This window comes from Ramlibacter monticola (assembly GCF_016722785.1).
Lineage (GTDB): Bacteria > Pseudomonadota > Gammaproteobacteria > Burkholderiales > Burkholderiaceae_C > Ramlibacter > Ramlibacter monticola.
Map to the genome: position 1 here is coordinate 330,254 of NZ_JAEQNE010000002.1, position 25,145 is coordinate 355,398.

The following is a 25,145-nucleotide window of genomic DNA, read 5'->3' on the forward strand; positions in this document are numbered from 1 at the left end:
TGCAGGCACCCGTGTCCAGCCCCACCCTGAAGTTCCTCGAAGGCGGCGGCGCGATGGGCGAGCGCATCCGCAATTTCGACTGGGCCGGGCACCCGCTCGGGCCGCCCGCGCATTGGCCCGAGGCGCTGCGCATGGCGCTGAGCCTCTGCCTCCACTCCAGCTTCCCCACGGCGATCTACTGGGGCCCGGAGTTCCACATCCTCTACAACGACGCCTGGTCGGAGATCCCGGCGGAGAAGCACCCCTGGATCCTCGGCCAGCCCGGTCGCGTCGGCTGGCCCGACATCTGGGACATCGTCGGGCCGCAACTGCAGCAGGTCGTGGCGGCCGGCACCGGCCTCGCCCTGTACGACCAGATGCTGCCCATGTTCCGCGGCGGGCAGGCGCGGGAAACGTGGTGGAACTACAGCCTCACGCCGATCCGCAGCCCGGACCACAGCATCGGCGGCGTCTTCAACCAGGGCAACGAGATCACCCAGCTGGTGTTCGCCCGCCGCGAACGCGAGGCCGAGCTTGACCGCTGGCGGGACCTGTTCCAGCAGGCGCCGGTGCCGGTGGCGCTCCTGCGGGGGCCGGAACACGTCTTCGAGTTCGCCAACGGCGCCTATACGCAGCTGGTGGGCGGCCGCGAGGTCACCGGCAAGCCGCTGCGCGTGGCACTGCCCGAGGTCGTGGAGCAGGGCTTCATCGAGCTGCTGGACGGCGTCCGCCGCAGCGGCGAGGCCTACATCGGCGCCGGCGCCAGGGTGAAGCTGCAGCGCGTGGCGGAAGGCCCGGTGGAGGAGCGCGTGCTGGACTACATCTTCCAGCCCATGCGCGACGCCGCCGGCGAAGTCGACGCTGTGCTGGTGCTGGCCACCGACGTGACCGACCGGGCGCGCGCCGAATCGGCCCTGCGCCTGTCGAACTGGCAGCTCGGCGAGGAACGGGCGCGGCTGGCGGCCCTGATCGAGGCCGAACAGCGGGCCCGGCTCGCGCTGCGCCGCTTCAACGAGACGCTGGAGGCGCAGGTGAAGAGCCGCACGGCCGATCTCACGCGGGCGCTGGAGGCCCAGCACGCCGCGGCCGAAAGGCTGCGCGCCGCCTTCGCGAGCGACCTGATCTTCCAGGGCTTCATGGACGTGGACGGCACCCTGCGCGACGCCAACCCGGCCTCGCTGGCGGCGATCCGCTGCCGGCTCGAGGAGGTGGTCAGCCGGCCCTTCTGGGAGACGCCCTGGTTCACGGCGACGGAGGGCGCGCCCGAGCGCATCCGCGCGGCGGTGGTGGAGGCGCGCCAGGGCCGCACCGTGCGCGGCACCATGTCGGTCCGGCTGCCCGGCGGCGAGCGGGGCTTCCGCTTCTCGATCCGCCCGGTTTCCAACGCCCGCGGTGAGATCGTCGGCCTGGTGCCGGAGGCGATCCCCGAGTAGCCCCAAAGTCCCATTGGCCGGGCTGGGGCCGCCCCCTAGCCTCTGCAGCATGTTGTCGAACCCGTTGCGACGCTGCGGCGCTCGAGTCCCCGCGACCCTCCTCGCCATCGCGGCCGCAGCCGCGCTGGCGGCCTTCGCTCCCGTGCCGGTGTTCGCGCAGGCGCCCGCCGCCCCGGTCGCGGCTGCGCCGCCCATGAACGCGCAGGACCTGGAGCAGCTGGTGGGCCGGATCGCCCTCTACCCGGACGACCTGGTCGCGGTCATCCTGCCCGCCTCGACGAACCCGCTGCAGATCGTGCAGGCCGACCGCTTCCTCGAGCAGCGCAAGGCGAATCCCAAGCTGGAACTCCCCGCCGGCTGGGACGACCCGGTGAAGACGCTCTGCAACTACCCGGACATCGTGAAGATGATGAGCCAGGACCTCGACTGGACGGCGCAACTCGGCGAGGCGGTGGTGGCCGACACCGGCGAGGTGCTGGAGGCGGTCCAGGCGTTCCGCCGCCGCGCCCAGCAGGCGGGCAACCTCAAGTCCGACGAGAAGACCAAGGTGGTGGTGGAGCAGCAGCAGATCGTCATCCAGCCGGCCGACCCGCAGGTGATCTACGTGCCCCAGTACAACCCGCAGACCGTCGTCGTCCAGGGCGGCTATCCGGCCTATGCCTACTACCCGACGCCCTACCCGTCCTACTACTACCCGTATGCGCCGGGTGCGGCCTTCGCCACGGGCGTCATCTGGGGCGCCGCGCTGGGAGCGATCTGGAACGGTGGCCACTACCACGGCGGCGGCAACACGATCAACATCGACCGCAATACCAACATCCAGGGCGGCGACCGCGAACGCAACGTCGACCGCGGCGACCGCACCAACGTCCGCGGCGGCGACCGCACCAATGTCTCCGGCGGCGACCGCAACGTCGGCTCCGGCAACCGGGGCGGCTCGACGCAGTGGCAATCGAACAAGAAACCCGGCCAGGTGAGCGGCTCGGTCGGGGCGGGCAACCGCACCCGGGCCGGCGACTCGCGGCCGGGCGCCGGCGGCAGCGCACTGGGTGCCGGGGCGTCGGGCGGCGGCTTGGACCGCGGCGGCGCCGGCGCCGGCGGGCGCGCGGGCACCCAACCCGCGGCCGGCAACCGCGCTGGCGGGGGCGGGGGCGGCTTCGAGAACATGGGATCGGCCCGGCAGACCCAGATGGACAGCTCGCGGGGTGCCGCCAGCCGCGGGTCGGCCGGCGTCAGCAGCCGGCCTTCGCCGAGCGCCGGCGGTGGCGGCGCCCGGGCCTCCGGTGGTTTCAGCGGCGGCGGCGGCGGTGCGCGTGCCGGCGGCGGTGGCGGTGGAGGCGCACGTGGCGGCGGCGGTGGTGGTCGCGGCGGCGGCGGCGGTGGCAGACGTTAAGGAGCGAGCGACCATGCGATCCACACTGGCCCTTGCAGCAGCGCTGCTGTTCCCCCTGGCGGCGCTCGCGCAGCAGACCACCTACCCCACCCCCGAGGCGGCGGTCGACGCCTTGCAGCGCGCCCTGCAAGCCGACGACGAGGCCGCGCTCGGCGGAATGTTCGGCGAGAAGTACCGCAACGTGATCACCAGCGGCGACGCGGCTTACGACAAGGCGCGCCGCGCCGATGCGGCGGCGGCGCTGGCCACCCGCAAGCGCCTGGAGGAACTGGGCGCCGACAAGCGCATCGTGCGCATGGGCGTCCAGGACTGGCCGTTCGCGATCCCGCTCGTGCGGGAGGGCGTGGGCTGGCGCTTCGCGACCGAACAGGGCGCGGAGGAACTCCAGAACCGGCGCGTCGGCGCCAACGAGCGCAATGCCATTTACGTCATGCGCGCGATCGTCGATGCGCAGCGGCGTTACGCGGAAGTCGACCGCGCCGGCGACGGCGTGCTGCAGTACGCGAAGAAGCTGGGCAGCTCGCCGGGCAAGCACGACGGCCTCTACTGGTCGGCCGATGCCGGCGGGGACGAACCGAGCCCGCTGGGTCCGCTGGTGGCCAAGGCCTCGACCGAACTCGCGGGCCGCCACGAAGGCGAACCCTATGGCGGCTATCGCTTCCGCATCCTCACGCGCCAGGGCGCGAACGCCCCCGGCGGCGCGTACAGCTACGTGATCAACAACCGGATGATCGCCGGCTTCGCCGCCGTCGCGACGCCCGCCGAGTGGGGCAGGACGGGCGTGATGAGCTTCCTCATCAGCCACAACGGCAAGCTGTACGAGAAGAACCTGGGGCCGAAGCCGCCCGTGATCAGCAGCTTCGACCCGGGGCCGGGCTGGAAAGAGGTGCCCGCCGGGCAATGATCGCGCCACAGCCGTCAACAGGAAAACGGCCCCGGAAGGGGCCGTTTCGCTTGGCATAGTGAGCCGCGCGGGCTACTTCGCCGGTTCCACCTTCACGGCCAGCGACTCGCTGTAGAGGGCCTGCACCTGGTCGCCCTTCTTGATGTTCTTCAGCTGCTCGGCGTCTTCCACGGCGAGGTCCACCAGGTTGCCGGCGGGCCCGCGCAGGGTGACGAGCTTCTTCTTCGCGTCGACGCTCACCACGTCGGCCAGCACCGTGACCTTGCGCACGGCCTCGCCGCCCGGCTTCTGCCCCGGCTCGGCCCGCTTCACCGTCTCGCCGCCGGTGGAAGTGGCCGTGGACCCCCCGCCCTTCTTCAGTTCCAGCGCAATGGCCTGGGAGTATTCGGCCGTCACCTTGTCGCCCACCTTCAGCTGGTCGAAGTTGCGGACTTCGTCGCTCAGCGTGATGTTCACGGTCTTGCCGTCCTGGCGCTTCAGCACGATGTTGCGGGTGGCCGGCTCGATGGAAACGATGGTGGCGGTGGTCTTGAGCGTGCCTTCGCCCATCGCCTTGCCGGGCGAGGCCGAGCTCGAGCCGCTCAGGGTCGCGGGCGGCATGTCGCCGGCAGGCTTCTGTGCGGCGGCGGGCAGCCAGGCGCCGGCCAGCAATGCGCAGGCGAGGACATGTTGGGCTCTTGTAGGGAAGCGCATGGAGGTCTCCAGATGGAAGGGGAACCCCCGCAGGATCACGGCGCCCGACGGTCGCTGCAATGGGACTTCAGGCCCATGCGCGTCACGCGGCCATGCGGACGCGGGCCGCCTGCAACAGCCGGGCGGTCTCGTGCAAGGGCAGGCCCATGATGCCGGTGTAGGAGCCGTCGATGCGCGCGATGTGCGCCGCCGCGCGGCCCTGCACCGCATAGGCGCCCGCCTTGCCCATGGGCTCGCCGCTGGCCACGTAGGCGCGGATCTGCGCCGGGCTCAGGGCGGCGAAGGTCACGCGCGAATCGCTCAGCGCGTCGAGGCGACGGCGCCCCGCCTGGACGGCCACGGCGGTGAGCACCCGGTGCGTGTGGGCCGACAGCTCGCGCAGCATGCGGGCCGCGTCACGCCCGTCCTCGGGCTTGCCGTAGATGGTGCGCCCCAGCGCCACCGTGGTGTCGGAACACAGCACCGGGGCGGAAGGCAGCCCCCGGCGCGCGAGGCGGGCGACCGCGGCATCGAGCTTCAAGCCGGTGACGCGCCGCACGTAGGCGGCCGGCGCCTCGCCGGGCTTCACGGCCTCCAGGGCCTCGCTGTCCTCGCCCGCGTCGGGCAGCAGCAGCTCGTAGCGCACGCCCAGCTGCTCCAGCAGCTGGCGCCGGCGCGGGCTCTGGGAGGCGAGGTAGACGAACTCATTCACGGTGGTAGGGGTGGCCGGCGTTGATGGACCAGGCGCGATAGAGCTGCTCGGCGAGCAGCACTCGCACCATGGCGTGCGGCAGGGTCAGGTCGGACAGGCGGATGCGCTCGTGGGCGGCCTGCCGGAACGCGGGATCGAGTCCGTCGGGGCCGCCGATCACCAGCGCCACCGCGTCGTTCTCCAACTGCCAGTCCTTGAGCTTGGCGGCGAGCGCCATGGTGGCGAGCGCCGTGCCGCGCTCGTCGAGCGCGACCACCCTGGCGCCCTTCGGGATCGCGGCCTCGATGCGCTCGCGCTCGGCGGCGAGCAGCGCCGGCAGGGTCTTCGAGGCGCGCGGCTCCGTCTTGACGGCCTTGAGCTCCAGCCGCAATTCGGGCGGGAAACGCTTGGCGTAGTCGTCCCAGGCCGCCTGCGCCCAGTCGGGCACGCGCTGGCCGACTGCCACGACCAGCAGGCGCATCGTCAGCGGCGGGGAGCCGGGGACTTGGCCGCCGCCTTCTTCGCCGGGGCCTTCCTGGCCGGCGTCTTCAGCGCCGTGCGGCCGGCGGCCGTGCGTGCGGTCGCGGAGGCGCCGCTGCGGGCCGGCGCCTTCGCCGGGGTCTTCGCGGCCGCCTTCTTCGCCGCGGTCTTCACGGGCGCCCTGGCCGGCGCCTTCGCGGGGGCCGACTTGCCGGCCGCCTTCTTCGCCGGCGCCTTCTTCGCGGCGGCCGCTTCGCGGTCGGCTTCACGCGCCGCCGTCTTCGCGGCGCTGCTGCGCCTCAGCGAGGGGCTGACCTTCTTGGCCGCGACGGGGGCGACGGTCCGGGCAGGAGCGGCCGGCTTGGGCGCGCCGAGGCGCAGGCGCACCGGCTTGTCGCCCCAGATCTCCTCGAGGTGGTAGTACTGGCGGATCGCGGGCTGCATGATGTGGGCGACGGCGGCGCCGCAGTCCACGATGATCCATTCGCCGTTGTCCTCGCCCTCGATGCGCGGCTTCGGGAACCCGGCTTCACGCACGGCGTCGACCACGCTGAAGGCCAGCGCCTTGGTCTGGCGGTTCGACGTGCCCGACGCCACGATGACCCGCTCGAACAGGGGCGACAGGTGCTCGGTGTTGAAGACCTGGATGTCCTGCCCCTTCACGTCTTCCAGGCCATCGACGATGGCCCTCTGGAGTTTCTGCGTGTCCTTCTTGGCCGCGGCTTCTTGTGTCATCAGGTGTTCTTGTAAAGATGATGGGATTCAATATAACTGGCAACGGCGGTCCCAACCAGACCGGCTGCCTCCTGTCCGGCTTGCAGCCGGGCGCGGATGTCGGTGGCGCTCTCGGGCATGGCCGTCCATTGAAGCACTTCCATGCGCACGCCCGGCAGTGCGCGCAAGCGCGCCAGGCCTTCGCCCGAACCGCGCGCCACCACGCACAGCACCGCCAGGCGGGCGATTTCCTCCCAGGCGTGCCAGCTTGTGAAGCCGGCGGCCTGGTCCTCGCCCATGAGGAGGTGCAGCTGCGCGCCGGGATGCGCGGCCTGAAGCTCGCGCAGGGTGTCCACGCTGTAGCTGGGGCCGCTTCGCCGGAGCTCGCGCTCGTCGACCTGCACGGCGGGCACCTCGGCGAAGGCGAGCCGCGCCATCGCGAGGCGGTCCTCCGCCGGCGACAGCGTGCGGGCCTTGTGCCAGGCGTTGCCGGTCGGAACCACGTACAGGAGGTCCAGCGCGAGCTGCTGCACGGCCGCCTGCGCCAACGCGACGTGCGCCCGGTGCGGCGGGTCGAAAGCCCCGCCGAACATGCCGACCCGGCGCATGGCAACGTTCAAACCCAGTCCCTGCGCACCAGGAAGCGCCGCAGCAGTTCCTCCTCGCGCGAGCCCGGCTCCGGCTGGTGCTGGTAGGCCCAGCTCGCCTGCGGCGGCATGGACATGAGGATGGATTCGGTGCGGCCGCCCGACTGCAGGCCGAAGTGCGTGCCGCGGTCCCACACCAGGTTGAATTCGACGTAGCGGCCGCGGCGCACGAGTTGCCAGGCGCGCTCGCGCTCGCCCCAGGGGGTGTCCCTGCGGCGGTTCAGCACCGGCAGGTAGGCATCGAGGAAGCGGTCGCCCAGCGACTGCACCATGCCGAAGCTGCGCTCGAAGCCGTCCTCGAAGAAATCGTCGAAGAAGACGCCGCCGATGCCGCGCGGCTCGTTGCGGTGCTGGTTGAAGAAGTACTCGTCGCACCAGGCCTTGAAGCGCGGGTACTTGTCCTCGCCCCAGCCGCGCAGGCTGTCGCGGCACACCGAGTGGAAGTGCACCGCGTCCTCCTCCCAGCCGTAGTAGGGCGTGAGGTCCATGCCGCCGCCGAACCAGTACACGGGCGGGGTGTTGGCGGGCAGCGCGGCCAGCATGCGCACGTTCATGTGCACCGTGGGCGCGTACGGATTGCGGGGATGGAACACCAGCGACACGCCCATGGCCTCGAAGGAGGCCCCGACCAGTTCCGGCCGGTGCTGCGTGGCCGAGGGCGGCAGCTGCGGCCCGCGCACGTGCGAGAAGCCGACGCCGGCGCGCTCGAACACCCCGCCCTGCTCCAGGATCATGGTGACGCCTTCGCCCTGCAGCTTCTCGCCCGGTTCCTTCTTCCAGGCGTCGGCGCGGAACGCCTGGCCGTCGATCTCGCTGCAGGCGTGCGTGATGCGCTGCTGCAGGCCGGTGAGCCAGGTGCGGACGGCGGTGATGTTCCCTTCCATGTCAGGCCTTCACGGCGCGGTGCCCGATGTCGCGGCGGAACTGCGCGCCGTCGAACTGGATGCCTCGCAGCACGTCGTAGGCGCGCAGCTGGGCCGCCTTCACCGTGTCGGCCAGGGCCGTGACGCACAGCACGCGGCCGCCGGAGGTGACGGTGCCGCCGCTGCCCTGCGGCTGCGTGCCGGCATGGAACACCATGGCGTCCTCGGTCTCCTTGGGCAGACCGCGGATGACATCGCCCTTGCGCGGGTCCATCGGGTAGCCGTGGGCGGCCATCACCACGCCCAGCGCGGTGCGGCGGTCCCAGTCCAGCTGGACCTGGTCCAGCGTGCCGGAGGTGGCGGCCATCATCACGTCGAACAGGTCCGACTTCAGCCGCATCATGATCGGCTGCGTCTCCGGGTCGCCCATGCGGCAGTTGAACTCCAGCGTCTTCGGCTGGCCCTGCGCGTCGATCATCAGGCCGGCGTAGAGGAAGCCGGTGAAGGGGATGCCGTCCTTCTCCATGCCGCGGATGGTCGGCAGGACGATCTCGCGCATCGCGCGGGCGTGGACGTCCGGCGTGACCACCGGCGCGGGCGAATAGGCCCCCATGCCGCCGGTGTTGGGTCCCTGGTCCCCATCGCGCAGGCGCTTGTGGTCCTGGCTGGTCGCCAACGGCAGCACGTTGCGGCCGTCGCACATCACGATGAAGCTGGCTTCCTCGCCCTGCAGGAATTCCTCGATCACGACCCGGGCGCCGCCGGCGTTGTGCGTCACGCCCAGCTTGTCGTCCAGGAGCATGAAGTCGATCGCCTCGTGCGCCTCGGCCGCCGTCATCGCCACGACCACGCCCTTGCCCGCGGCCAGGCCGTCGGCCTTGACGACGATGGGCGCGCCCTTGCGGTCCACGTAGGCGTGGGCTTCGGCGGCGTCGGTGAAGGCCTGGTATTCCGCCGTCGGGATCTGGTGGCGCGCCATGAAGGCCTTGGCGAAGGCCTTGGAGCTTTCCAGCTGCGCCGCCGCCTGGGTGGGGCCGAAGACGCGCAGGCCGTGAGCGCGGAACTCGTCGACCACGCCGGCGGCCAGCGGGGCCTCGGGGCCGACCACCGTCAGGGCGATCTTCTCCTTCAGCGCCCAGTCGCGCAACTGGCGCAGGTCGCTGATGGGCACGTTTTCCAGCCGCGGGTCCAGCGCCGTTCCACCGTTCCCCGGGGCGACATACACGGCCTGCACCTTGGGCGACCGGGCCAGCTTCCACGCCAGCGCGTGCTCGCGGCCGCCGCCGCCGATGACAAGAACTTTCAATCAGGCCTCGATTTCGGCGTTGTTGTAGACGTTCTGCACGTCGTCGAGGTCTTCCAGCATGTCCAGCAGCTTCTGCATGCGGGCCGCGTCCTCGCCGGTGAGCTCGATCGTGTTCTCGGGCCGCATCGTCACCTCGGCCACTTCGGGCGTCAGGCCGGCGGCCTCCAGCGCATTCTTCACCTTTTCGAACTCGCCGGGGGCGGTCAGCACCTCGATGGCGCCCTCGTCGTCGGCGATCACGTCTTCGGCGCCGGCTTCCAGCGCCACTTCCATCACCTTGTCCTCGCTCGTGCCGGGGGCGAAGATCATCTGGCCGCAGTGCTTGAACTGGAAGGCCACCGAGCCCTCGGTGCCCATGTTGCCGCCGTACTTGCTGAAGATGTGGCGCACCTCGGCCACCGTACGGACCTTGTTGTCCGTCATGGTGTCGACGATGATCGCCGCGCCGCCGATGCCGTAGCCCTCGTAGCGGATTTCCTCGTAGCTCACGCCCTCGAGGGCGCCGGTGGCCTTGTCGATGTTGCGCTTGATGGTGTCGGCGGGCATGTTGGCCGCCTTGGCCTTGTCGACCGCCAGCCGCAGGCGCGGGTTGGCCGACAGGTCACCCCCGCCCTGGCGCGCCGCCACCATGATCTCGCGGATGACCCGCGTCCAGATCTTGCCGCGCTTCTCGTCCTGGCGCCCTTTGCGGTGCTGGATGTTCGCCCATTTGCTGTGTCCGGCCACGGAATCGTCCTCTTCTGCTCTGGTGCTGTACTCTAGGAAGGTCACCATTCTACTTTTCGCACCATGGCCGAACCGCTCCTGATCGCCCGGCAAGGCAAGACCGAGGCCCACCTGCTGCCGGCACTGGCCAACCGACACGGGCTGATCACGGGCGCGACCGGCACCGGCAAGACGGTCACGCTGCAGAAACTGGCCGAAAGCTTCAGCCGGATCGGGGTGCCGGTGTTCCTGGCCGACATCAAGGGCGACCTGACCGGCATCAGCCAGGCCGGCCGGCTGGAAGGCAAGCTGGCCGCCGCCGTGAAGGAACGCGGCCTGCCCGAGCCGGAGCCCGCGCCCTGCCCCACCACGCTGTGGGACGTGTTCGGCGAACAGGGCCACCCGGTGCGCGCCACGGTCACCGACCTGGGGCCGCTGCTGCTGGCCCGCATGCTGAACCTCAACGAGACCCAGGCCGGGGTGCTGCAGATCGTCTTCCGGATCGCGGACGCCAACGGCCTGCTGCTGCTGGACCTGAAGGACCTGCGGGCCATGCTGCAGCACGTGGGGGACAACGCGAAGCAGTTCACCACCGAGTACGGCAACATCAGCGCGGCCAGCGTGGGCGCGATCCAGCGCGGGCTGCTGCAGATCGAATCCCAGGGCGGGGACCGGTTCTTCGGCGAGCCCATGCTCAACATCGCCGATTTCCTGCAGACCGACGCGAACGGGCGGGGGGTGGTCAACATCCTCGCGGCCGACAAGCTGCTGAACGCGCCGCGCCTCTACGCCACCTTCCTGCTGTGGATGCTGTCGGAACTGTTCGAGACCCTGCCCGAGGTGGGCGACCTCGACCAGCCCAAGCTGGTGTTCTTCTTCGACGAGGCGCACCTGCTGTTCGACGAAGCGCCCAAGGTGCTGGTCGAGCGCATCGAGCTGGTGGTGCGGCTGGTGCGCTCCAAGGGCGTCGGCGTGTATTTCGTGACCCAGAACCCGCTGGACATCCCCGATGCCGTGCTGGCCCAGCTGGGCAACCGCGTGCAGCATGCGCTGCGCGCCTTCACCCCGCGCGACCAGAAGGCGGTCAAGGCCACGGCCGAAACCATGCGGCAGAAGCCGGGGCTGGACATCGCGGCCGCGATCACGGAACTGGCGGTGGGCGAGGCCCTGGTCAGCTTCCTGGACGAAAAGGGCCGTCCCAGCGTGACCGAGCGCTTGTTCGTGCTGCCGCCGGGCAGCCAGATCGGGCCGGTCACGCCCGAACAGCGCAAGGCGCTGCTGGCGAACTCGATCGTCGCCGGGGTCTACGAAAAGACGGTGGACCGCGAGTCGGCCTACGAGAAGCTCAAGGGCCGGGCCGAATCCGCGGCCGCTGCCGGCGCGGCGGGCAGCACCGGCGGCACGGCGGGCGCGACGGACTCCGGCGGCGGCGTACTGGGCGGGCTGTCGGACGTGCTGTTCGGCTCCACCGGGCCGCGCGGCGGCAAGCGCGAAGGGCTGGTGGAGAGCTTCGCCAAGAACGCGGTCCGCACGATCGGCAGCTCGGTGGGGCGCGAGATCGCGCGCGGGGTGCTGGGGAGCATCCTGGGCGGGAAGCGGTAGCTTCGCCGCGGTGACGATCACCGCGGATTCCTGGCACGAAGTCACCGTCGCGGGCGGGGCCTGGCGCGTTCCAGGTGCACCATGTCCCAATCCATCCGCGACCCTGCCTCCGGACCGCTCTGGTTCTTCACCCTCACCCTCCAGGACCGCAGCGCGCGCTGGCTCGTCGAGCACGTCGATCTGCTGCGTGCGGCGGTCGCGCACGCCAGGTCACGGCATCCCTTCCACATCGAGGCGATGGTGGTGCTGCCCGAGCACCTCCACGCCCTCTGGCGCCTGCCGGTGGACGACAGCGATTTCTCCACCCGCCGGATGCTGGTGAAACAGGGCTTCACGCAGGCCCTGGTGGCCAAGGGCGTGCCGGGCGAAGAGGCCGCGGCCCCGCGGGGCGCCAGGCGCGAGCGCACGCTGTGGCAGCGCCGCTGCTGGGAACACCCGATCCGCGACGAGGAAGACTTCCAGCGCCACGTGGACTACATCCACTTCAACCCGGTCAAGCACGGCTGGGTCACGCGGGCCGGCGACTGGCCCCATTCCAGCCTGCACCGCTTCGTGCGCGAAGGCCGCCTCGCACCGGATTGGGGCCTCAACGCCCCCATCGAGGGCCAGTTCGGCGAATGAGCGCCCCGACTCTGGCAAGGCAGACCCACCGATCCAGTCACCCGGCGTACTCCAGGCGCGAGAGCTTTGCTAGAGTGGGCTTTTTGGTCCCACCCACACCATGGCCACCGAAGCCTCCGCCCCTCGCCACATCCGGCTGACCTCGCACCAGGGCGGTCACGGCGCCCTGCCGATCCAGTGGGGTGCCGCCACCCCGGCCGAGCGCGGCCCGGTGGTAGGCACGACCACCAGGCGCAGCCACCGCAACGTGATCGGCACCCACAGTGGCTCGTACAGCGTCTACCGGGCGCTGGCGGTGGCCGCCGGCGCCCTGACGCGGGATCACAAGCCGGACCTGACCAACACCGCGCCCACCGACGTGATCGGCCCCTACCCGCAGTGGACCGAACCCGAAAAGATCGTGGGCCTCGACCCCTGGGGGGCGCAGGTCGCGGACGTGTTCGCCGGCGAGCTGCAGGCCGGCTACGACATCCGCCCGACCATCGCGATCACCAAGGCGCACGTGATCCTGCCGGAGGTGATCGAGGGCCTGCTGAACGGGCGGCTGAAGCCCGATGGCCGCTTCCTGACGGAGGGCGGCGCCGCCTGCGTGACCAAGGCCGCCATCGAGCCGGTCTGGTGGCTGCCCGGCGTGGCGCGCCGCTTCGGCTGCTCCGAGGCCGACCTGCGCCGCGTCCTGTTCGAGGAAACGGGCGGGATGTACCCCGAGCTGGTGACGCGCAGCGACCTCGAGGTCTTCCTGCCCCCCATCGGCGGCCAGACGGTCTACATCTTCGGCGACCCGCGCGACCTGGCCCGGCCGGAGGTTGAACTCACCGCCCGCGTGCACGACGAGTGCAACGGCTCGGACGTGTTCGGCTCCGACATCTGCACCTGCCGCCCTTATCTCACCCACGCGATCGAGGAATGCATCCAGGGCGCGCAGCGCGGCGGCGTCGGCCTGGTGTCCTACTCGCGCAAGGAAGGCCGCGCCCTCGGCGAAGTCACCAAGTTCCTCGTCTACAACGCGCGCAAGCGCCAGGTCGGCGGGGACACGGCCGACCAGTACTTCGCCCGCACGGAATGCGTCGCGGGCGTGCAGGACATGCGCTTCCAGGAACTGATGCCCGACGTGCTGCACTGGCTGGGCGTGCGCAAGATCCACCGCCTCGTCTCCATGAGCAACATGAAGTACGACGCGATCACGAATTCCGGCATCGAGGTCGTCCAGCGCGTCGACATCCCGGCGGGGCTGATCCCCGCGGACGCGCAGGTCGAGATCGAGGCCAAGAAGGCGGCCGGCTACTTCACGCCGGCGGGCGCCCCCGACGAAGAACAACTGAAGCAGACGAAAGGGCGCAGCCTATGAGCACGGTGGAACCCGCGACCGGCACGATGGAGGCTCAGGCCGCTGCCAGCACGCTGCGCACCACGCATGCGATCCGCGAGCGCTGCGGGCAGTTGCTGAAGCGCGCGCGCGCCGGCGAGTCCCGGTGGTTCACCGTCGAAGACGCGGCCCTGGGGACCGCGGCGCGGCAAGTTGCCGAGATCACGAAGAAGCGCTTCCCGCGCCTGCAGGTGCCGCTGCACAGCCGCTGGCGCCACTTCGAGGCCGGCGGCTTCGACCGCAAGGCCGAACTGGACCGCCTCGTCGCGCACCTGCCGCGCACCACCCGCATCCACGCCTTCGTGGACCTCACCTTCGCGAGCGTGCTCCTCGATGGCGGCGCCGGGGCGGACTGGAGCTACACCGAAGCCGCCACCGGCAAGGCCTTCACCCGCTCCGAAGGGCTGGCGGTCGCCAGCTTCCACGCCTTCACCAGCGGCCTGTTCTCCAGCGACAAGGACCACCCGTGCCAGGTCGATGCGGCCGGCCTGCGCGGCCTGTCGACCGACCACCTCGCGGGCGCCTTCCAGGTGCGCGAGAACAATCCCCTCGTCGGCCTGGAAAGCCGGGCCATCCTGCTGCGGCGCTTCGGCGAGGCGATGGCGGAGCAGCCGGAGGCCTTCAACGAGGACGGCCGTCCCTCGGGCCTGTTCGACCTGATCCTCACGCCCTTCGGCGCCACCGAAGCGCCCCGCACGGCGGAGGACTCGGCGCACGACATCCTGTCCGAGATCCTGCTGACCTGCTCCGGCATCTGGCCGGCCGGCAATGCGATCGGCAACGAGCCCCTGGGCGACTGCTGGCGCCACGAAGCAGTGCGCGGCGAAGGCGCCAGCGACGGCTGGGTGCCCTTCCACAAGCTGTCGCAGTGGCTCACCTACTCGCTGCTGGAGCCTTTCGCCTGGGGCGGCGTCCGCCTGCACGGGCTGGACGCCCTCACCGCCCTGGCCGAGTACCGCAACGGCGGCCTGCTGATCGACAGCGGCGTGCTGCGCCTGCGCGACGAGTCGGTGGCGCGCGAAACCTGGCGGCCGGGCGACGAGCTGATCGTCGAATGGCGGGCCTTGACCGTGGCGCTGATGGATGAATTGGCGGTGGAGGTGCGCAAACTGCTGCACACTGACGCCACTCATCTGCCGCTGCCCTGCATCCTGGAGGGAGGCACCTGGGCCGCCGGGCGCGAACTCGCCCAGCGGAACCGCAACGGCCTGCCGCCCCTGCAGGTGGCCAGCGACGGGACCGTGTTCTGAACAGAGAGCCATGCAAGACCAAAACGTCCATGTGATCGACCATCCGCTGGTGCAGCACAAGCTGTCCCTGATGCGGAACAAGGAAGCCAGCACCAACAGCTTCCGCCGCCTGCTCAACGAACTCTCGACGCTGATGGCGTACGAAGTCACGCGCGACGTGCCGATGCAGGAGGTGGAGATCGAGACGCCGCTGGAGACCACCCGCACCAAGGTGATCGACGGCAAGAAGCTCGTCTTCGTGTCGATCCTGCGGGCCGGCGGCGGCATCCTGGACGGCATGCTCAACGTGGTGCCCGGCGCGCGCGTGGGCCACATCGGCCTGTACCGCGACCCCAAGACGCTGATGGCGGTGGAGTACTACTTCAAGATGCCGCAGCACATGGCGGACCGCGACGTGATCGTCGTCGACCCCATGCTCGCCACCGGCAACTCCGCGATCGCCGCCGTGGAGCGGCTCAAGGAGCTGGGTCCGAGGTCGATCAAGTTCGTGTGCCTGCTCACCTGCCCGGAAGGCGTGGCGGCGATGCAGAAGGCGCATCCGGACGTGCCGATCTACACGGCGGCCATCGACCGCGAGCTGAACGAGCACGGCTACATCCTGCCCGGCCTCGGTGACGCCGGCGACCGGATCTTCGGCACCAAGTAAGCGACCCCATGCGGATCCCGCGCTGCGCCTTCGCGGCGGCCGCCGCGCTGGCCGTCTTCGCCGTGGACGCCGCGGCGGCCCCCTATACGCCCGCGAGCGACGCCGAAGTGGTGGAACGGCTGCCGGTGGCGAGCGATCCGGCGCTGCGCGCCGTCGAATCGCTGCGCCGCCAGCTTGCGTCCCGGCCGGACGACGCCGCCCTGCGCCTCGACCTCGGCGAGCGCTACTTCGCGCTGGCCATGGCCCAGGGCGACCCGCGCTACGTCGGCTATGCGATGTCCAGCATCGCGCCGCTGGAAAGAGCGGCGCCGAAGGACGCCCGCTACTGGCTGGTGCGGGGCCAGCTGCAGCAGTACAGCCACGACTTCGAGGCCGCGCTGGCGAGCCTCCAGCGCGCCAGCGAACTCGATCCGCAGGCCGTCGAACCGGTGGCCTGGCGCGCGGCGATCTCCATGGTGCAGGCGCGCTACGCCTGGGCGGCGTCCGAATGCGACCGGCTCGCGCGGATCGCGCAGCCCCTGCTGGCGCAGGGATGCACCGCCTACGTGCGCGCCGCGACCGGGCAGCTCATTCCGGCCTACGACATGCTGTCGGATGCGGTGTCGCAGGCGCACGACGTGGACCCGGCCCTGATGCTGTGGCTGCAGACCCGCCTGGCGGAAATGGCGCAGCGCCTGCAGCGCCCGGGCGACGCCGAGCGCCACTACCGCAGCGCGCTCGCGCAAGGCATCACCGACCAGTTCCTGCTCGCCTCGTACGCGGACTTCCTGCTGGAGCGGGGGCGCCCGCAGGAGGTGTTGCAGCTGCTGGCCGGCTGGGAACGCTCGGACGTCCTGCTGCTGCGCCTGGCCCTGGCCGGCCGCGCCGTGAACCACCCGCGCCGGGAGGAATGGCGCTCGCAGCTGCGCGAGCGCTTCGCGGCGGCGGCGAAGCGGGGCGACCGGCTGCACGAACAGGAGGCGGCGCGCTGGGCGCTGGAGCTGGAAGGCGACCCGGCCGGGGCCGTGGCCCATGCGAAGAGCAACTACGCGCGGCAGAAGGAGCCGCGCGACGCCGAGATCCTGCTGCGCGCCGCGCTGGCCGCGAAGGAGCCGGCCGCGGCGCAACCGGCACTGGAGTGGCTCGCGGCCAGCGGCTACGAGGATCCGGCGCTGCAGGCGCTCGCGACCCGGCTCGCAGGGGGCCGCCGATGATCCGCTGGCTGCTGCTCGCCGCGCTGTTCCTCTGCGCCCCCGCTTCGGCCCACAAGCCCAGCGACTCCTACCTGAGCCTGCGCGGCGAGCCGGACGGCGTGGCCGTGCGCTGGGACGTCGCCCTGCGCGACCTCGACTACGTGCTGCAGCTCGATCGCGACGGCAACGGCGAACTCACCTGGGGCGAGGTGCGCCAGCGCAGCGCCGACATCGAGAAGCTGGCCGTCGCCAAGCTCGCCTTCGCGTCCCAGGGATCGGCCTGCCCGCTGGCGCCGGCCGGGCCGCTGACGCTGGAGCGGCACAGCGACGGCACCTATGCGGTGCTCACCCTGCACGCCCGCTGCGAGCGCCTCGCCGACATCCTGCAGGTGCGCTACGCGATGCTGTTCGACGTCGACCCCACGCACCGCGGCCTCGCGCAGTGGACTCCGGCCGGCGCCGCCGCGCCGCAGGCCCTGGTGTTCGCCGCCGATTCGGCCGTCCAGGACCTGAAGCTCGCCGCCCCCAGCGGCTGGGAGACCCTGCGCCAGTACGTCGTCGAAGGCATCTGGCACATCTGGATCGGCTTCGACCACATCCTGTTCCTGGTCGCCCTGCTGCTGCCGGCGGTGCTCGTGCGGCAACAGCGCGCCTGGTCGCCCAGCCCCAGCCTGCGGGCCGCCTCGGTCGACGTGCTGAAGGTGGTCACCGCCTTCACGCTCGCCCATTCGATCACCCTGAGCCTGGCGGTCCTCGGTCTCGCCAGCCTGCCTTCGCGGCTGGTCGAGTCCGTGATCGCGGCCTCGGTGGTGGTCGCCGCGCTGAACAACCTGCGCGGCACGATCGACCGCAAGCGCTGGGTGATGGCCTTCGTCTTCGGCCTGGTGCACGGCTTCGGCTTCGCTTCGGTGCTGGCCGACCTCGGCCTGCCGCAGGGCGCGCTGGCGCTGGCGCTGGTCGGCTTCAACCTGGGCGTGGAGATCGGCCAGCTCGCCATCGTGGCCGCCTTCCTGCCCGTCGCCTACCTGCTGCGCTCCACCAGCTTCTACCGCATCGGCGTGCTGCGCTTCGGCTCGCTGGCGGTGGCATTGCTGGCGGCGTGGTGGTTCGTGGAACGCGCGTTCGACCTGGCCCCCTCCTGATGCTCGACCTCCTCCTCACCAACGCCACCCTCCCCGACGGCCGCACCGGCATGTCGGTCGCGGTCCGATCCGGCCGGATCGCCGAGATCACGCCCGGCCTGGCCGCCCCGGCCCACGAGACCGTGGACGCGCGCGGCTGCCTGCTGGCGCCGCACTTCTGCGACCCGCACTTCCACATGGACGCGACACTCAGCTACGGGCTGCCGCGCGTCAACGAGAGCGGCACGCTGCTGGAAGGCATCGCGCTGTGGGGCGAGCTGAAGCCCCTGCTGAAGGCGGAAGACCTGATCGCGCGCGCGCTGGCCTATTGCGACTGGGCGGTCGCGCGCGGCCTCCTCGCCATCCGCAGCCACGTGGACACGAGCGATCCCAGCCTGCTGCCCGTCGAGGCCATGCTGGAAGTGCAGCGCCGCGTCGCCGGCGTCGTCGACCTGCAACTGGTCGCCTTCCCGCAGGACGGCGTGCTGCGCACGCCGGGCGGCCTCGACACCCTGCAGCGCGCGCTGGACCTCGGCGTGGACATCGTCGGCGGCATCCCGCACTTCGAGCGCACCATGGCCGAAGGCGCGGCCAGCGTGAAGCTGCTGTGCGAAGCCGCGGCCCACCGGGGCAAGCTGGTCGACATGCACTGCGACGAGACCGACGACCCGCTGTCGCGGCACATCGAGACGCTCGCCTTCGAGACCCAGCGCCTCGGGCTTCAGGGGCGCGTCAACGCCTCGCACTGCACCTCCATGCACGGCATGGACAACTACTACGTGTCCAAGCTGCTGCCGCTGGTGGCGCAGAGCGGGGTCAGCGTGGTGGCCAACCCGCTGATCAACATCACGCTGCAGGGGCGCCACGACGGCTATCCCCGGCGGCGCGGCATGACCCGCGTGCCGGAACTGCTGGCCGCCGGCGTCAACGTCGCCTTCGGCCACGACTGCGTGATGGACCCCTGGTACGGCATGGGCTCCGGCGACATGCTGGAGGTGGCGCACATGGGCCTGCACGTGGCGCAGATGACCAGCCAGGCGGGCATCCGCGCCTGCTTCGATGCCGTGACGGTGAACGCCGCGAAGGTGATGCACCTCGAGGGCTACGGCCTCGCGCCGGGCTGCGAGGCCAGCTTCGTGCTGCTGCAGGCGCGCGACGTCGTCGAGGCGATCCGCCTGCGCGCCGCGCGGCTGCACGTGTGGAAGCGCGGCCGGCTGGTGGCATCGACCGCGCCCGTGCTGCCGCAGATCTTCGTCGGCGACGCGCCGCGCACCGTGGAATTCGTGCAGAAGCCATGAGCCGCCGGGCCGCCCCACGGCGAATCCCGCAGCGCGTAGCGCGGAGGGTAGTCCAGTGACCGATCTCGAACGACTCACCGCCGCCGTGCTCCGCTTCCGCGACGAGCGCGACTGGAAGCAGTTCCACAATCCCAAGGACGTGGCGCTCTCGCTGCTGCTGGAAGCCGGCGAAGTGCTGGAGATCTTCCAGTGGAAGGACCCGGCCGGCGTAGCCGAAGCCGCCCGGGCCCGCAAGGCCGATCTCGCCGACGAACTGGCGGACGTGCTGAGCTACACGCTGCTGATGGCGCACGACCTCGGCATCGACCTGGACGCGGCGCTGCGCGCGAAGCTGGAGAAGAACGCGCTCAAGTACCCGGTCGACAAGGCGAAGGGGTCGAGCGGAAAGTACACGGATCTGTAGGAGGCCGGGCGGCAGGCCCGCCTGCCCTATTTCGCCGTGAGTTCCACCACCACCGGCGGCGTGGCCTTGTTGCTGGCCATGCCCACCCAGGCGCCCGCCGCCCCGCGCGCCAGTTCCGCGCTCAAGGGCTGGTCGCAGGGCGTCTTGGCTTCGAAGGCAAGGCCGGAGGACGTGATGCGCCCCGTGATCGGCTGGTAGCGGATCGTGCACTTCGCATCCGCCGCGGTCCAGGTCAGGCGGGCGCTGAAGCTGCCGTCGTCCTTGCGCTGGATGTTCTCGAGGTCGAAGGGCTGCGTGACGGCGGCGCTGCCGGCGGGCTTGGAGGTCCACCGGCCGTGCAGGTCCTTCGGCAGGTCCTGGACCGGGGACTGGGCCAGCGCGCCCGTGGTGGCGAGCAGCAGGGGGAGGAGACGGGCGAACGCGTGCATGGTCAGGCTGTTGGGATCGTTTGGCCGAGTCTGCTGGACCGTGCCGCGCAAGTCAATGCCGGCGGACCCCCGGGCCGGCCCGGTTCTCCTATGCTGGGACGCCCAGACGGAACCGCCCATGGCTCTCGACCTCCTGCGCATCCAGGCCCTCTGCTTCGACGTGGACGGCACCATCGCCGACACGGACGACCACCTCGTGGCGCAGCTCGCGGCGCTGCTGGACAAGGTGCCGCTGGTGAGCGGCCGGCGCAGCGAGAAGCTGGCGCGCCAGGCGGTGATGGGCCTGGAGACGCCGGTGCACGGCGCCTACGCCTGGCTGGACCGGCTCGGCCTCGACGTGCCCGCGCAGCGCCTGCGCGCCCGCCTCCACGCCATGAAGGCGCACCAGGCCGACCCCGCCCACACGCGCAACCCGGAAGCCATCGACGAAGTGCCGCACGACATGGTGGCCGGCGTGCAGGAGATGCTGCACGCGCTCGCCGCGCACTACCCGATGTGCACCATCACCACGGGCGGCGCGCCGCGGGTGGAGCGCTTTCTCGAACAGAACGGGGTGCGTGACCTGTTCAGGATCGTCGTGGGTGCGCAGACCACCCGGCGCATGAAGCCGCATCCCGAGCCGCTGTTCCATGCGGCCCGGGTCATGGGCGTGGACCCGAAGGCCTGCCTCATGATCGGCGACACCACGATCGACGTGCGCTGCGGCCGGCTGGCGGGCGCGCAGACGGTGGGCGTGCTGTGCGGCTTCGGCACCCAGCGCGAACTGAAGGAAGCCGGTGCCGACCTGATCCTGCGCACGACCTCCGACCTGCTCGCGGTGCTGAAGCCCGCGAAGGATACGCTGGGGACGACCGCCAGCCCCAGGCCGAAGGAGGAGTGAGCGGCGCGCGTCCGCGCCCCCTCAGTGCTTGCCCTCGATCAGTTTCACCAGCGCCCACAGCACCCGGTTGGCCGGCGTGGCGATGCCCAGCGCCTGGCCGCGCCGCACCACGTAGCCGTTCAGGTAGTCGATCTCGGTGGGCTTGCGCCGCGCGAGGTCCTGCGCGGTGGACGAGCACTGCGAGGGCATGGACTCCACCAGCTTGCGCGTGGCGAGATGCGGGTCGGCCGGCAACTGCACGCCGTCGGCCTGCGCCACCGCCACGCATTCGTCGACGACGTCGTGCATCACCTCCCAGATGCCCGCGCCGGCCACGTTCTCGCCGTAGGGGCGCTGCGCGATCGCGGAGATGGCGTTGTAGGCGCAGTTGAGGATCAGCTTGAGCCAGAGCGCGCCGCGCACGTTGGAGGAGACCTCGGCCGGCACCCCGGCGTCGCGCAGCGCCTGCGCGACCCGCTCGCTGGCGCGCGCCGGTTCGATCACCAGCTCGCCGCGGCCATGGTGCTTCAGGTGCCCGGGCCCCGCCATCTCGGTGGCGACGTAGACCACCGCGGCCGCGACCTCGTGCCGCGGCAGCACCGCGCGCAGCCGCTCCGCGTTGTCGACGCCGTTCTGCAGGCACAGCACCAGCGTGTCGTCCCGCAGGAAGGGCATCAGCTGGCGGCCGGTCTCCTCGGTGCCGGGCGACTTCACGCTGAACAGGACCAGGTCGGCGTCCTTCGCGCCGGCCGGCTCCGTCGTCGCGGCCAGCCGCACGCGCTCGTCGAAGCCCTTCGTCTCCAGGCGCAGACCCTCCCGCTCGATCGCCTGCACGTGCTGCGGACGCGCGATCAGCGTGACCGGGTGGCCGGCGCGTGCCAGCATGCCGCCGAAGTAGCAGCCGACGGCGCCGGCACCCATGACGGCGACTTTCAGGGGGTCGTTGTGGGCCATGGCCCATTCTAGAATCGCCCGGCCATGGCCCAAGTCGACCTCTCTCGGGACCCCGCGGCGATGCGGCGCATCTTCCTCGCGCTCGGCCTCGCGGCGGCCGACGAGGAAGTGCGCGCCGTGCCGCTCGCCGGCGGCGTGTCCTCGGGCATCTACCGGGTCGACCTGCGCCGCGGCAGCTATTGCGTCAAGCAGGCGCTGCCGCAGCTGAAGGTCGCCAAGGAATGGAAGGTGCCGGTCGAGCGCGTGTTCGCGGAGATCGGCTACCTGCGCACCGTCGGGGCGATCGTGCCCGGCCACGTGCCGCCGGTGCTGGGCGAGGACGCCGCGAGCAAGAGCTTCGTGATGGCCTTCCTCGGGCCGGAATACCGCAACTGGAAGGCCGAACTGCTCGCGGGCCGGGTCGACGCGGACACCGCGCGCGCGGTCGGCGACATCCTGGGCCGCATCCACGCGGCAACCGCGGACGACGACGCCCTGGCGCGGCAGTTCGCGAACGACGCCGACTTCCACGCCCTGCGGCTGGAGCCCTACCTGGTCGAGACGGCGCGCGAGCATCCCGCGCTGGCGGCCCGCCTGCTGCAGCTGGTCGAACGCACGGCCGCCACGCGGCGCGTGCTGGTGCACGGCGACGTCAGCCCCAAGAACATCCTGCTCGGCCCGCGCGGGCCGGTGCTGCTGGATGCCGAATGCGCCTGGTTCGGCGATCCTGCCTTCGACCTGTCGTTCTGCCTCAACCACTTCCTGCTGAAGGCCGCGCACCTGCCGGCCTGCACGCGTGCGCTCATGGACGGCCTGGACCTGTTCCTCGCCGCCTACTGGCCGCACGTGCGCTGGGAGCCGGTGGCCGCGCTGGAACGGCGCGTCGCCACGCTGCTGCCCGGCCTCGCGCTGGCGCGCGTCGACGGCAAGTCGCCGGTCGAATACCTGGCCGGGCCGCAACGCGCGGCCGTGCGCGAAGCCGCCACCGCCCTGCTGCAGGAGGCGCCCTCTTCCCTCCCCACCGTCGCGGCCCGCTGGGCGCGCGCCTTCGCATGACCATCGAACAAGTCCTCGCCCGCCGCGTCTGGGATTCGCGCGGCCGTCCCACCGTCGAAGTGGAAATCGTCAACGCCGACGGCAGCTCCGGCATCGGCATCGCCCCTGCCGGTGCCTCGCGCGGCCGCCACGAGGCGGTGGAACTGCGCGACGGCGGCGAGCGCTTCGGCGGCCGCGACGTGCAGGAGGCCCTGCGCGGCATCGAACGCGAGATCGCGCCGGCCCTGCGCGGTCGCGACGCCGCCGACCAGGAGGGCATCGACCGGATGCTGATCGCGCTGGACGGCACGCCGGACAAGTCGCGCCTGGGCGGCAACGCGCTGATCGCCAGCTCCCTGGCCGTGCTGCATGCGGCCGCGGCGCACGCGCGGCAGCCGCTGTGGCGCCACCTCGCGCAGGGACGCGAAGTGCCGCTGCCCCTGCCGCAGATCCAGATCTTCGGCGGCGGCGCACATGCGGGGCGCCGCGTGGACATCCAAGACTTCATGGTGATCGCCACCGGCGCGACCCGCTTCTCGCAGGCGCTGGAGATGACGGCGGAGGTGTACCGCGCGGCCGGCGAGCTGATGGCCGGTCGCGACGCCCTCGCCGGCGTGGCCGACGAAGGCGGCTGGTGGCCCGACTTCGCGCGCAACGAAGATGCGCTCGACACGCTGGTCGCGGCGATCGAGCGGGCCGGCTTCACGCCCGGCGACGAAGTGGCGATCGCGCTGGACATCGCGGCCTCGGAGTTCGGCGCCGGCGGCCGCTACCGGCTCGCGCTGGACCAGGCCGAACTGGACTCCGACGGCCTGTGCGAACGGCTGCTGCGCTGGATCGAGCGCTATCCCATCGTCTCCATCGAAGACCCGCTGGCGGAAGACGACGAGGCGGGGCTCGTCGCGTTCACCCGGGCGGTGGGCGGGCGCGTGCAGGTGGTCGGCGACGACTACCTGGTGACGAACGCGCAGCGCGTGCGCGCGGCCGCGCAGGCGGGCGCCTGCAATTGCGTGCTGGTCAAGCCGAACCAGGCCGGCACGGTGAGCGAAACGCGCGCCGCGCTGGAGGCCGCGCAGTCGCTCGGCTACGGCACCATCATGTCCGCCCGCTCCGGCGAGACGGAAGACGTCGCCATCGTGCACCTCGCCACCGGCTGGAACGCCGGGCAGCTCAAGGTCGGATCCTTCGCCCGCTCGGAGCGCATGGCGAAGTGGAACGAGGGGGTGCGGCTGGAGACGCGCCCCGGCGGCCCGGCGGGTTTCGCCGGCCGCGCCGCGCTGGCCGGGCGCCGCTGACGCTCCCCGCTGCGCATGCGGTCCCGCGCCTGGGACGCCCGGTGCGCCGGCCCGGGCGGGCATGCCGATAATCGGCGGGTCATGCACTACTGGCTGATGAAATCCGAGCCCGAGGAAGTCTCGGTCGACGACGCGCTGGCCGCGCCCGACGCGACCGTGCCCTGGACGGGCGTGCGCAACTACCAGGCCCGCAACTTCATGCGCGACCACATGCGCATCGACGACGGCGTCCTGTTCTACCACTCGAGCTGTGCCGAGCCGGGCATCGTGGGGGTCGCGCGGGTCGCCTCCACGCCCTATCCCGACCCGACGCAGTTCGACCCGAAGTCGCCGTACCACGACCCGGCCTCCAAGCCGGAGTCGCCGCGCTGGATGCTGGTCGACGTGCAGGTGCTGCGCAAGACGCGCAACCTCGCGCTGCCCGAGCTGCGCGCCGACCCGGAACTGCAGGACCTGGTCGTGCTGAAGAAGGGCAACCGGCTGTCGATCACGCCGGTCGAGCCGGCCCACTGGCGCCGCATCCTGAAGAAGCTCGACGCGAAGACATGACGGGCTGGCAGTTCGCGGCCTTCCTCGGCTGCGTCGCGCTGGCCACCTGCGCGCAGAGCATCACCGGCTTCGCCATGGCGCTGATCCTGCTGGGGCTGGCCAGCCTGTTCGACCTGGCCCCGCTGCCGGACGTGGCGAACGTCGCCACCGTGCTGTCGCTCGCCAGCGCGGTGATCGCGCTTCGGGGCGCGGGGCGCTCGCCGGACTGGGCCATCTGGAAGCCGACCGTGAGCGGCAGCGTGTTCGGCTACGGCGCGGGCGTGGCGCTGATGGCGTGGCTGAATGCGAACGTGGTGACGGTGCTGCGGCTGCTGCTGGGGGTCGTGGTCCTCGCCTGCGCGGCGATCGTGCTGCTGCGGACGGAGCCGCTCGCGCGGCGCTCGTCGCGCTGGTCGTTCCGCGGCTTCGGCTTCGTCTCGGGGGTCCTGGGCGGCCTCTTTTCGGCCTCGGGCCCGCCGCTCGTGTACCAGTACTACCGCCAGCCGGTGACGCTGGACGTGGTGCGCGACACCCTGGTGGCGGCGCTCGCCACCGGCTCGCTGATCCGCCTGGCCATGGTGGTGCCGGCCGGCCAGTTCACCCTGCGCTCGCTGCTGCTGTGCGCGGTGTCGCTCCCGCTCGCGATGGCCCTGACCTGGTGGCTGCGCCGGCACCCGCCGAAGTGGCGGCGCGAGACGGTGCTGAAGATCGTGTGCGGGCTGCTGGGGATCACGGGGGTGGGGCTGATCGGTCCGGCGGTGCGTGCGCTGGCCGGCTGACGGCCGGGTTTCCTAGAATGAC

The 25,145-nt window shown here is 71.5% G+C and carries 27 protein-coding genes; 17 read left to right on the forward strand and 10 right to left on the reverse strand.

What is annotated here, in order from left to right:
* The first annotated feature begins 11 nt into the window (after window positions 1–11).
* The 3 genes from JJ685_RS09460 to JJ685_RS09470 are packed head-to-tail and all read left to right on the forward strand — an operon-like array spanning window position 12 to window position 3,709.
* Complete coding sequence (locus JJ685_RS09460) at window positions 12–1,412, forward strand: PAS domain-containing protein (RefSeq protein WP_201674001.1); 1,401 nt, start codon at window positions 12–14, stop codon at window positions 1,410–1,412.
* 49 nt (window positions 1,413–1,461) lie between these two features.
* Entirely contained in the window at window positions 1,462–2,805 is a 1,344-nt protein-coding gene (locus tag JJ685_RS30075) for a DUF3300 domain-containing protein (protein WP_201674002.1), read from the forward strand.
* A 13-nt stretch (window positions 2,806–2,818) separates the two neighbouring features.
* Window positions 2,819–3,709 (forward strand): DUF2950 domain-containing protein, encoded by an 891-nt coding sequence (locus JJ685_RS09470; RefSeq protein WP_201674003.1) that lies wholly within the window; start codon window positions 2,819–2,821, stop codon window positions 3,707–3,709.
* Between the two features lie 72 nt (window positions 3,710–3,781).
* Here the strand turns inward: JJ685_RS09470 and JJ685_RS09475 are convergent, their stop codons facing one another.
* The 8 genes from JJ685_RS09475 to JJ685_RS09510 form a co-directional block, all read right to left on the reverse strand.
* Window positions 3,782–4,402, reverse strand: coding sequence for a hypothetical protein (locus JJ685_RS09475; RefSeq protein ID WP_201674004.1), 621 nt, complete (start codon window positions 4,400–4,402; stop codon window positions 3,782–3,784).
* A gap of 82 nt (window positions 4,403–4,484) precedes the next feature.
* Entirely contained in the window at window positions 4,485–5,093 is a 609-nt protein-coding gene (locus tag JJ685_RS09480; RefSeq protein WP_201674005.1) for a Maf family protein, read from the reverse strand.
* On the reverse strand, window positions 5,086–5,553 hold the full coding sequence (gene rlmH / locus JJ685_RS09485) for a 23S rRNA (pseudouridine(1915)-N(3))-methyltransferase RlmH (RefSeq protein WP_201674006.1): 468 nt from the start codon (window positions 5,551–5,553) through the stop codon (window positions 5,086–5,088). The genes JJ685_RS09480 and rlmH overlap by 8 nt, the downstream gene beginning before the upstream one ends.
* Before the next feature lie 2 nt (window positions 5,554–5,555).
* Window positions 5,556–6,287, reverse strand: a complete 732-nt coding sequence (gene rsfS, locus JJ685_RS09490) for a ribosome silencing factor (protein ID WP_201674007.1) — start codon at window positions 6,285–6,287, stop codon at window positions 5,556–5,558.
* Window positions 6,287–6,874 carry a nicotinate-nucleotide adenylyltransferase gene (nadD, locus tag JJ685_RS09495; RefSeq protein ID WP_201674008.1) on the reverse strand — a complete coding sequence of 196 codons (588 nt, stop codon included), beginning with the start codon at window positions 6,872–6,874 and terminating at the stop codon, window positions 6,287–6,289. The genes rsfS and nadD overlap by 1 nt, the downstream gene beginning before the upstream one ends.
* 8 nt (window positions 6,875–6,882) lie before the next feature.
* Entirely contained in the window at window positions 6,883–7,797 is a 915-nt protein-coding gene (gene hemF / locus JJ685_RS09500; protein WP_201674009.1) for an oxygen-dependent coproporphyrinogen oxidase, read from the reverse strand.
* A gap of 1 nt (window position 7,798) precedes the next feature.
* Window positions 7,799–9,082, reverse strand: a complete 1,284-nt coding sequence (gene purD / locus JJ685_RS09505; RefSeq protein WP_201674010.1) for a phosphoribosylamine--glycine ligase — start codon at window positions 9,080–9,082, stop codon at window positions 7,799–7,801.
* Window positions 9,083–9,808, reverse strand: a complete 726-nt coding sequence (locus tag JJ685_RS09510) for a YebC/PmpR family DNA-binding transcriptional regulator (RefSeq protein WP_201674011.1) — start codon at window positions 9,806–9,808, stop codon at window positions 9,083–9,085. It lies immediately after the preceding gene.
* Between the two features lie 63 nt (window positions 9,809–9,871).
* Here JJ685_RS09510 and JJ685_RS09515 point away from each other — a divergent pair, with 63 nt between their 5' ends.
* The 9 genes from JJ685_RS09515 (at window position 9,872) to JJ685_RS09555 (ending at window position 19,266) form a co-directional block, all read left to right on the forward strand.
* Window positions 9,872–11,389: a helicase HerA-like domain-containing protein gene (locus JJ685_RS09515; RefSeq protein ID WP_201674012.1), complete on the forward strand. Its 1,518-nt coding sequence runs from the start codon at window positions 9,872–9,874 to the stop codon at window positions 11,387–11,389.
* Window positions 11,390–11,470: 81 nt separating this feature from the next.
* Window positions 11,471–12,010, forward strand: coding sequence for an REP-associated tyrosine transposase (locus tag JJ685_RS09520; RefSeq protein ID WP_201674013.1), 540 nt, complete (start codon window positions 11,471–11,473; stop codon window positions 12,008–12,010).
* Between the two features lie 100 nt (window positions 12,011–12,110).
* Entirely contained in the window at window positions 12,111–13,358 is a 1,248-nt protein-coding gene (locus JJ685_RS09525) for a GTP cyclohydrolase II (RefSeq protein WP_201674014.1), read from the forward strand.
* Entirely contained in the window at window positions 13,355–14,626 is a 1,272-nt protein-coding gene (locus tag JJ685_RS09530; protein WP_201674015.1) for a URC4/urg3 family protein, read from the forward strand. Before JJ685_RS09525 ends, JJ685_RS09530 begins: the two co-directional genes overlap by 4 nt.
* A gap of 10 nt (window positions 14,627–14,636) precedes the next feature.
* Entirely contained in the window at window positions 14,637–15,272 is a 636-nt protein-coding gene (upp, locus tag JJ685_RS09535; RefSeq protein WP_201674016.1) for a uracil phosphoribosyltransferase, read from the forward strand.
* An 8-nt stretch (window positions 15,273–15,280) separates the two neighbouring features.
* Window positions 15,281–16,465 (forward strand): tetratricopeptide repeat protein, encoded by a 1,185-nt coding sequence (locus JJ685_RS09540; RefSeq protein ID WP_201674017.1) that lies wholly within the window; start codon window positions 15,281–15,283, stop codon window positions 16,463–16,465.
* Window positions 16,462–17,586, forward strand: a complete 1,125-nt coding sequence (locus JJ685_RS09545) for a HupE/UreJ family protein (protein WP_201674018.1) — start codon at window positions 16,462–16,464, stop codon at window positions 17,584–17,586. The genes JJ685_RS09540 and JJ685_RS09545 overlap by 4 nt, the downstream gene beginning before the upstream one ends.
* Window positions 17,586–18,863 (forward strand): amidohydrolase family protein, encoded by a 1,278-nt coding sequence (locus JJ685_RS09550; RefSeq protein ID WP_201674019.1) that lies wholly within the window; start codon window positions 17,586–17,588, stop codon window positions 18,861–18,863. Before JJ685_RS09545 ends, JJ685_RS09550 begins: the two co-directional genes overlap by 1 nt.
* 55 nt (window positions 18,864–18,918) lie before the next feature.
* Window positions 18,919–19,266, forward strand: coding sequence for a nucleotide pyrophosphohydrolase (locus JJ685_RS09555; protein WP_201674020.1), 348 nt, complete (start codon window positions 18,919–18,921; stop codon window positions 19,264–19,266).
* Window positions 19,267–19,292: 26 nt separating this feature from the next.
* Here JJ685_RS09555 and JJ685_RS09560 read toward each other — a convergent pair whose 3' ends face one another.
* Entirely contained in the window at window positions 19,293–19,694 is a 402-nt protein-coding gene (locus JJ685_RS09560) for a hypothetical protein (protein WP_201674021.1), read from the reverse strand.
* 118 nt (window positions 19,695–19,812) lie between these two features.
* On the opposite strand from JJ685_RS09560, the gene JJ685_RS09565 reads away from it, so the two are divergent.
* Entirely contained in the window at window positions 19,813–20,574 is a 762-nt protein-coding gene (locus JJ685_RS09565; protein WP_201674022.1) for an HAD family hydrolase, read from the forward strand.
* A 21-nt stretch (window positions 20,575–20,595) separates the two neighbouring features.
* On the opposite strand, the gene JJ685_RS09570 is transcribed toward JJ685_RS09565, so the two are convergent.
* Window positions 20,596–21,489, reverse strand: a complete 894-nt coding sequence (locus JJ685_RS09570; protein ID WP_201674719.1) for a ketopantoate reductase family protein — start codon at window positions 21,487–21,489, stop codon at window positions 20,596–20,598.
* 42 nt (window positions 21,490–21,531) lie between these two features.
* Here JJ685_RS09570 and JJ685_RS09575 point away from each other — a divergent pair, with 42 nt between their 5' ends.
* From JJ685_RS09575 to JJ685_RS09590, 4 genes are all read left to right on the forward strand, one after another.
* Window positions 21,532–22,542, forward strand: coding sequence for a phosphotransferase (locus JJ685_RS09575; protein WP_201674023.1), 1,011 nt, complete (start codon window positions 21,532–21,534; stop codon window positions 22,540–22,542).
* Window positions 22,539–23,816: a phosphopyruvate hydratase gene (gene eno / locus JJ685_RS09580; RefSeq protein ID WP_201674024.1), complete on the forward strand. Its 1,278-nt coding sequence runs from the start codon at window positions 22,539–22,541 to the stop codon at window positions 23,814–23,816. Before JJ685_RS09575 ends, eno begins: the two co-directional genes overlap by 4 nt.
* 81 nt (window positions 23,817–23,897) lie before the next feature.
* Window positions 23,898–24,365 (forward strand): EVE domain-containing protein, encoded by a 468-nt coding sequence (locus tag JJ685_RS09585; RefSeq protein ID WP_201674025.1) that lies wholly within the window; start codon window positions 23,898–23,900, stop codon window positions 24,363–24,365.
* Window positions 24,362–25,123 (forward strand): TSUP family transporter, encoded by a 762-nt coding sequence (locus tag JJ685_RS09590; protein ID WP_201674026.1) that lies wholly within the window; start codon window positions 24,362–24,364, stop codon window positions 25,121–25,123. Before JJ685_RS09585 ends, JJ685_RS09590 begins: the two co-directional genes overlap by 4 nt.
* Window positions 25,124–25,145 lie beyond the last annotated feature (22 nt).

Bases quoted from the DNA above. Each gene is read 5' to 3' on its own strand.
- upp (WP_201674016.1), top strand. From the start codon at position 14,637: ATGCAAGACCAAAACGTCCATGTGATCGACCATCCGCTGGTGCAGCAC.
- JJ685_RS09590 (WP_201674026.1), top strand. From the start codon at position 24,362: ATGACGGGCTGGCAGTTCGCGGCCTTCCTCGGCTGCGTCGCGCTGGCC.
- JJ685_RS30075 (WP_201674002.1), top strand. From the start codon at position 1,462: ATGTTGTCGAACCCGTTGCGACGCTGCGGCGCTCGAGTCCCCGCGACC.
- JJ685_RS09530 (WP_201674015.1), top strand. From the start codon at position 13,355: ATGAGCACGGTGGAACCCGCGACCGGCACGATGGAGGCTCAGGCCGCT.
- JJ685_RS09585 (WP_201674025.1), top strand. From the start codon at position 23,898: ATGCACTACTGGCTGATGAAATCCGAGCCCGAGGAAGTCTCGGTCGAC.
- nadD (WP_201674008.1), bottom strand. From the start codon at position 6,874: ATGCGCCGGGTCGGCATGTTCGGCGGGGCTTTCGACCCGCCGCACCGG.
- hemF (WP_201674009.1), bottom strand. From the start codon at position 7,797: ATGGAAGGGAACATCACCGCCGTCCGCACCTGGCTCACCGGCCTGCAG.
- JJ685_RS09560 (WP_201674021.1), bottom strand. From the start codon at position 19,694: ATGCACGCGTTCGCCCGTCTCCTCCCCCTGCTGCTCGCCACCACGGGC.
- JJ685_RS09540 (WP_201674017.1), top strand. From the start codon at position 15,281: ATGCGGATCCCGCGCTGCGCCTTCGCGGCGGCCGCCGCGCTGGCCGTC.
- JJ685_RS09515 (WP_201674012.1), top strand. From the start codon at position 9,872: ATGGCCGAACCGCTCCTGATCGCCCGGCAAGGCAAGACCGAGGCCCAC.
- JJ685_RS09520 (WP_201674013.1), top strand. From the start codon at position 11,471: ATGTCCCAATCCATCCGCGACCCTGCCTCCGGACCGCTCTGGTTCTTC.
- rsfS (WP_201674007.1), bottom strand. From the start codon at position 6,287: ATGACACAAGAAGCCGCGGCCAAGAAGGACACGCAGAAACTCCAGAGG.
- JJ685_RS09545 (WP_201674018.1), top strand. From the start codon at position 16,462: ATGATCCGCTGGCTGCTGCTCGCCGCGCTGTTCCTCTGCGCCCCCGCT.
- JJ685_RS09575 (WP_201674023.1), top strand. From the start codon at position 21,532: ATGGCCCAAGTCGACCTCTCTCGGGACCCCGCGGCGATGCGGCGCATC.
- JJ685_RS09550 (WP_201674019.1), top strand. From the start codon at position 17,586: ATGCTCGACCTCCTCCTCACCAACGCCACCCTCCCCGACGGCCGCACC.
- JJ685_RS09470 (WP_201674003.1), top strand. From the start codon at position 2,819: ATGCGATCCACACTGGCCCTTGCAGCAGCGCTGCTGTTCCCCCTGGCG.
- JJ685_RS09565 (WP_201674022.1), top strand. From the start codon at position 19,813: ATGGCTCTCGACCTCCTGCGCATCCAGGCCCTCTGCTTCGACGTGGAC.
- JJ685_RS09525 (WP_201674014.1), top strand. From the start codon at position 12,111: ATGGCCACCGAAGCCTCCGCCCCTCGCCACATCCGGCTGACCTCGCAC.
- eno (WP_201674024.1), top strand. From the start codon at position 22,539: ATGACCATCGAACAAGTCCTCGCCCGCCGCGTCTGGGATTCGCGCGGC.
- rlmH (WP_201674006.1), bottom strand. From the start codon at position 5,553: ATGCGCCTGCTGGTCGTGGCAGTCGGCCAGCGCGTGCCCGACTGGGCG.
- JJ685_RS09475 (WP_201674004.1), bottom strand. From the start codon at position 4,402: ATGCGCTTCCCTACAAGAGCCCAACATGTCCTCGCCTGCGCATTGCTG.